A 5,168-nucleotide genomic window follows, 5' to 3' on the forward strand; every position below is an offset into this window, starting at 1 on the left:
TGGCGGTTATCGACTGCTTCGCGCCGAGAGATCGCCTGAGCGGACGGCGGCTTTGGCGTTCTGGGCCGCGAACCAAGTTGGTATTGCCGGGTGGAGCGAAGTCTTTTTCGGTCAGCGGTCAACGGGATGGGCCACCGTCACATCAGCTGCCCTAGGCGCAAGCGCAGTCGGTTATGTAGCAACGGCCAGTCAGGTCGATAAGACCGCCGGCCAGCTCGGAATTCCATTGGTGGCCTGGGTATCGTTCGCGACGCTGCTCGCCGAGGAGATCTGGCGAAAGAACGATTAGTCGGCCGAACTATCCTATGCCATTGGTTCGCTGATCGGCAGATTGCGCAAAAAGGCCGGTGCTAAACTCAAGATTTTTGCACCATTGTACAATACCATTCAGATCCGCGCTTTTTCCGGTTCGCCGCCGCTGTTACAGCTTAAGGTCGGATTAAGCCATTGTGATCGCAGATGGGACGAACTTAACGTTTATTTCAGGCGCGGCCAGCGAACTGACGGAACTAGCAGCACTGCTGCCGTCATCGCTGATCGGGCAAGCCTATGTTTTCGTTTCGGACCAGGCTTCGCGCGCTCACAGCCGCCATCAATCGATCGCGCGGCTGTCTCGACCTCGATCTCGACGGCACCATCCGCAATGCCAATGCAAATTTTCTCAGCCTCGTCGGTTACACACGTGAGGAGCTGATCGGCAAGCCGCACAGCGTTCTGACACCGGTGGCCGAGCGTGACGGTGCGGAAGGGCAGGCATTCTGGTCCGACCTTCGGGCCGGCAAACCACAGACGCGCGAATTCAAGCGCCTGACCAAGGACGGCCGCGAGATCTGGATCCTCGCCTCCTACAACCCCGTGCTCGGCCGCAATGACAGGCCCACTCATATCGTGGTGTTTGCATCCGACATCACGGCACAGAAGGCGCGCAGCATCGATACCAACGGGCAGGTCGCCGCCTTGCACCGCTCGCAGGCCGTGATCGCCTTTGCCCCCGACGGCACCATCGTCGATGCCAACGCCAACTTTCTCACCGCCCTCGGCTACGAGTTGCACGAAATCCAGGGCCGCAAGCACAGCCTGTTCGTTCATCCCAGCGAGCGCGATACGGCAGCCTATCGCAGCTTTTGGCAGGCGCTCGGCCAGGGTGAATACCAGGCCGGGGAGTTCTGTCGCCTCGCGAAAGGCGGCCGCGAGATCTTCATCCAGGCCACCTACAATCCGATCCGAGACGATGACGGACGGCTGGTGAAAGTGGTGAAGTTCGCTACCGACGTGACGGCGCAGGTCCATGAACGCCAGGAACGGGCCGAAAAGGCGCGGGCCATCAGCATGGACCTCAACGCGATCAGCGAGGCTGTGAGCGGCGTGACCAGGCAGACAGTGGCGGCCGCCGGCACGGTCCATCAGGTGTCCGGCGATATTCAGACCGTCGCCTCGGGAGCGGAAGAACTATCGGCTTCCGTGTTGGAGATCAGCCAACAGGTTCAGCACGCCTCCCAGATCGCCGGACAAGCCGTCGAACAGGCGCAGCAGACGGGCGCGATCGTAGCGGGTCTCAGCGAGCAGGCCATGCGCATCGGCGAGGTCGTCGCCCTTATTCAGGCGATCGCCAGTCAGACGAACCTTCTGGCGCTGAACGCTACCATCGAGGCGGCGCGGGCCGGCGAAGCCGGGCGCGGCTTCGCGGTCGTCGCGCAGGAGGTCAAACAGCTCGCCGAGCAGACCAGTAAGGCGACCGCGACGATCCGGGAGCAGATTGGCGCGACACAGGGTGCAACCCGGCAGGCCGTCGACGCCATCGGCGCGATCCAGGGCACCATCCGCACGCTCGACCAGGTCGCGGCGACGATCGCGGCCGCGGTCGAAGAGCAGTCGGCCGTGACACAGGAGATGTCGCATTCGATGCAGACCGCCTCGCATGGCGTCAGCGCCCTGGCCGGCGGCATGGAAGCGATCGCCCAGGCGGCCGAACAGGTCGATCGCTCGACGGTCAAAGTCCGGAAAGCGTCGGCGGCGGCCTGAGCCTCAAATGCAGATGATCGTAGCGGACCGGTACCCGTAACGCGCGACCGGCATCCCCTCTTCCCGGAACCTGTTCATGTCGTCGTCATTCGATGAGGCCGCAAAACGCGAAGCGGTGAGGCTCGCCACCCTGCAGGACCTTCGTTTGCTGGACACCCCGGCAAGCGAGAGTTTCGACCGCATCACGCGGATCGCCAGCCAGGTCTTCGATCTTCCGGGCGCTGCCATTTCACTGACCGACAGCGATCGGCAGTGGTTCAAATCCACGGTCGGAATAGACGTCGCATCGATGCCGCGCGAAGGTGCGCCATGCGCCGAGGTGACCGACACGCGCGATGTTCTGGTTCTGCCCGATATCGATAAGGATCTCGATTACCGCGACACACCGCTGGCTCAGGCAGGCGCCCGCTTTTACGCAGGCGCTCCCCTGCTCACCCATGACGGGCTTGCTATCGGCGCATTGTGTGTGACGGGCAGCGAGCCACGGCAGTTCTCGGACGCCGAAACGGCAATGCTCAAGGATCTCGCCGCCATGGTTATGGCGCAGGTCGAGCTCCAGCATGCCTATGGCCGCATCGATCCCCTAAGCGGATTTCCGAACCGGACCCAGTTCGTCGAGGACATGTTCGATCTCGCGAAAACGGAAGCGCCAGGGGCTCGGCGTCTTGTCGTCTTTGTGGATCTGGCATCTCCCAGCGAAATCAATGACGTTTCCAGAGTAATGGGCTCGAGTTTTCTCGACGAAATCGTTAGAGATGCGGCTCAAATACTCAGAACCGTATTGGGTCCGGCTCGAACCGCCTATATGGTCGGAGCCAGCCAGATCGTCTTTCTCGCCCCGCCGGACGCAGAAGAAAAGACATATCTCGGGTTGCTCGGCACCACGCTCAGCGCGATCCGCAAGGATGCAAGTTCGCGCTTCGTCACCACCGTTTCCATCGGTGTTGCATCATTGGAATACGGCCGGACAGATCCAAACGATGTTCTCCGCCTCGCTCACTGCGCGGCTCAAGACGCCCGTCTGATCGAAGCCAAGGTCAGCTTCTATTCGTCCGAACAGGATGCGCTGCATCGCCGCCGTTTCGAGATTTTGAATGCGTTCGGCCAGGCATTGGACGAGTCCGATCAACTTCGGCTTGTGTTTCAACCCCGCGTTGACCTGGCAACCGGCGCATGTCTTGGCGCGGAGGCGCTTCTGCGTTGGATTCATCCCGTCCTCGGCAGCGTCTCTCCAGGCGAGTTCATCCCCCTTGTAGAACGTACGACCCTCGCGAAGCCGACGACAAGCTGGGTCATGAACGCTGCCCTGACGCAGCTCGCCGCCTGGCTGGCCCAGGGCGTCAGTCTCATATTGTCCGTGAACATTTCGGCAGCCAATCTGAGCGAACCGGACTTTGTCGAGCGCGTAGCCGGCCTGCTCGCGCAATACGGTGTTCCCCCTCAATCTCTAGAGCTGGAGGTGACCGAGAGTGCGGTTATGGAGGATGCGGAACATGCCCTGACGCAGCTTCGCAAGTTCTCGACCATCGGCGTTCGCCTCGCCATTGACGATTTTGGGACTGGCTACAGCTCGCTGTCCTACCTTCAGGCACTTCCAGTCGATGTCGTCAAAATCGATCGATCATTCATCGCGAGTTGCGCGCGGGATGCGCGGCAACGTCATCTTGTCGAGACGATGATCACACTGTCCCATGATCTGGGCTACCGCGTTGTCGCAGAAGGTATTGAAACCCGCGAAACGGCCGATCTGATCTGTGATATGGGTTGCGACGAAAGCCAGGGCTATCTTTTTGGACGTCCGATGCCAGTTGCTGAGTTTGATGCGTGGCATCGCCTCAACCGCGACCAATCGAAATCAGCGGTAGAACCCGTCTTCATGCTTCCGCCGCGCAATCGCGCAAAAAGGTACTCTTCGCATCGAGCAACATGACTATCCTACACCGCTGAACTGCCGATCAACGGATCGGGCAAATGCGGCGGTGCAATATCTTATCAGCCCCGGAGTGACCGCACCGCACAATCGTTGCTGCGCTGCACGTCTCAACTCGTGCGGCCCCATCGTGGGCGTTTCCTCCCTTGACTGGCCGCTCCTCTGTGGAGCGGCCTTTTTTCTGTGCGAGGTGCAGTGATCGGCTGCAGAACTCCTACCGCAGCCGATTAAGTCGCCGCTTTTGCATTACGCAGCTGGAAGGGGACGCCTTCTGCCCGCTTTGGGTGCGCCTCTATAGGCAGTCAGGACTACGCTGTAATTCTCAAACGTTTCCGATGTCCCTTTATTGCAACAAAATTGTATGCAAAATTCAGTACAGTAGTCGAAATTGAACGTGCGTCGGTCGGCGCGTGCGAAGCGCGAATGGAGACCGCCGTGTCAGATGATTATCATGACGATGACTACGCCTCATCGCGCAAGGTGGATGTGGTTCAACGCATCGCAAAGGTGCTCGGCATACCCAAGGCAGCCCTGATAAAATAGACGGTTACCAACGCCGAGATGGATGCCACGACGGATTTACTGCGGATCTGAAGTAGCCTAGAGCAGCCAGCGGATCGACGGAAGATACTGGCATTCGCCCGGGCGCTTGCGGCTGCCCGAAAGTAGCGCCGTAGTGGTTCCTAGTGCTGATTGGGAGCGCGCGCTCGCCGCTTGTATCGGCGATGCCGATGTCCAACCGCTTTCGACCGTCCGCTCCATGGCAATTTTGCTCAGAAGCAGACCGGCAGATATCCACCCCGAGCCGCTGTTCCGCATCCGACCCAACCCAGCCGCAAGGACCGCCATGGACGCTTCTCCGAAGCAGTCATTCGTCAGCCGTCCGGCAACTTGGGCTCGGGATGGCGAGCGGACCTTGAGCCTTGGCCCCGAAGCGGATGTTCCGCAGAAGCCAGTCTACGACGTACCCGAGAGCGGACGCTCGTCGTCGCGTGGGTTCAGGTGGAGATACTTCGGATCAAACTTGGCGAAATCCATCAGCCGCGCAGCGTTGGGAATGCGCATGCGCTTGCGCCTCCATTCGAGCAGGCCACGACCTCGCAGATCCTGAAGCACCCGGTTCACGTGTACGCAGCTGATACCCAGCGCGTCAGCGAGATCATCCTGGGTCATCGGGAATTCGAAGCTGTCCTCGCTCACCAAGCCTACGACCCGC

At 60.4% G+C, this 5,168-nt stretch carries 4 protein-coding genes; 3 read left to right on the forward strand and 1 reads right to left on the reverse strand.

Going from position 1 to position 5,168, the window contains the following annotated elements:
• The 3 genes from MKK88_RS01445 to MKK88_RS01460 all read left to right on the forward strand — a co-directional run.
• A partial coding sequence (locus MKK88_RS01445) for a TspO/MBR family protein (RefSeq protein WP_243996812.1) occupies window positions 1-289 on the forward strand: 289 nt, incomplete at its 5' end.
• Between the two features lie 260 nt (window positions 290-549).
• Entirely contained in the window at window positions 550-2,022 is a 1,473-nt protein-coding gene (locus MKK88_RS33690) for a PAS domain-containing methyl-accepting chemotaxis protein (protein ID WP_279602012.1), read from the forward strand.
• A gap of 76 nt (window positions 2,023-2,098) precedes the next feature.
• Window positions 2,099-3,952: a putative bifunctional diguanylate cyclase/phosphodiesterase gene (locus MKK88_RS01460; RefSeq protein ID WP_243996813.1), complete on the forward strand. Its 1,854-nt coding sequence runs from the start codon at window positions 2,099-2,101 to the stop codon at window positions 3,950-3,952.
• A gap of 957 nt (window positions 3,953-4,909) precedes the next feature.
• Here MKK88_RS01460 and MKK88_RS01465 read toward each other — a convergent pair.
• A partial coding sequence (locus MKK88_RS01465; protein ID WP_243996814.1) for a Crp/Fnr family transcriptional regulator occupies window positions 4,910-5,168 on the reverse strand: 259 nt, incomplete at its 5' end.

The sequence above is a fragment of the Methylobacterium sp. E-005 genome, assembly GCF_022829725.1.
In the GTDB taxonomy this organism is placed as follows: Bacteria; Pseudomonadota; Alphaproteobacteria; order Rhizobiales; family Beijerinckiaceae; genus Methylobacterium.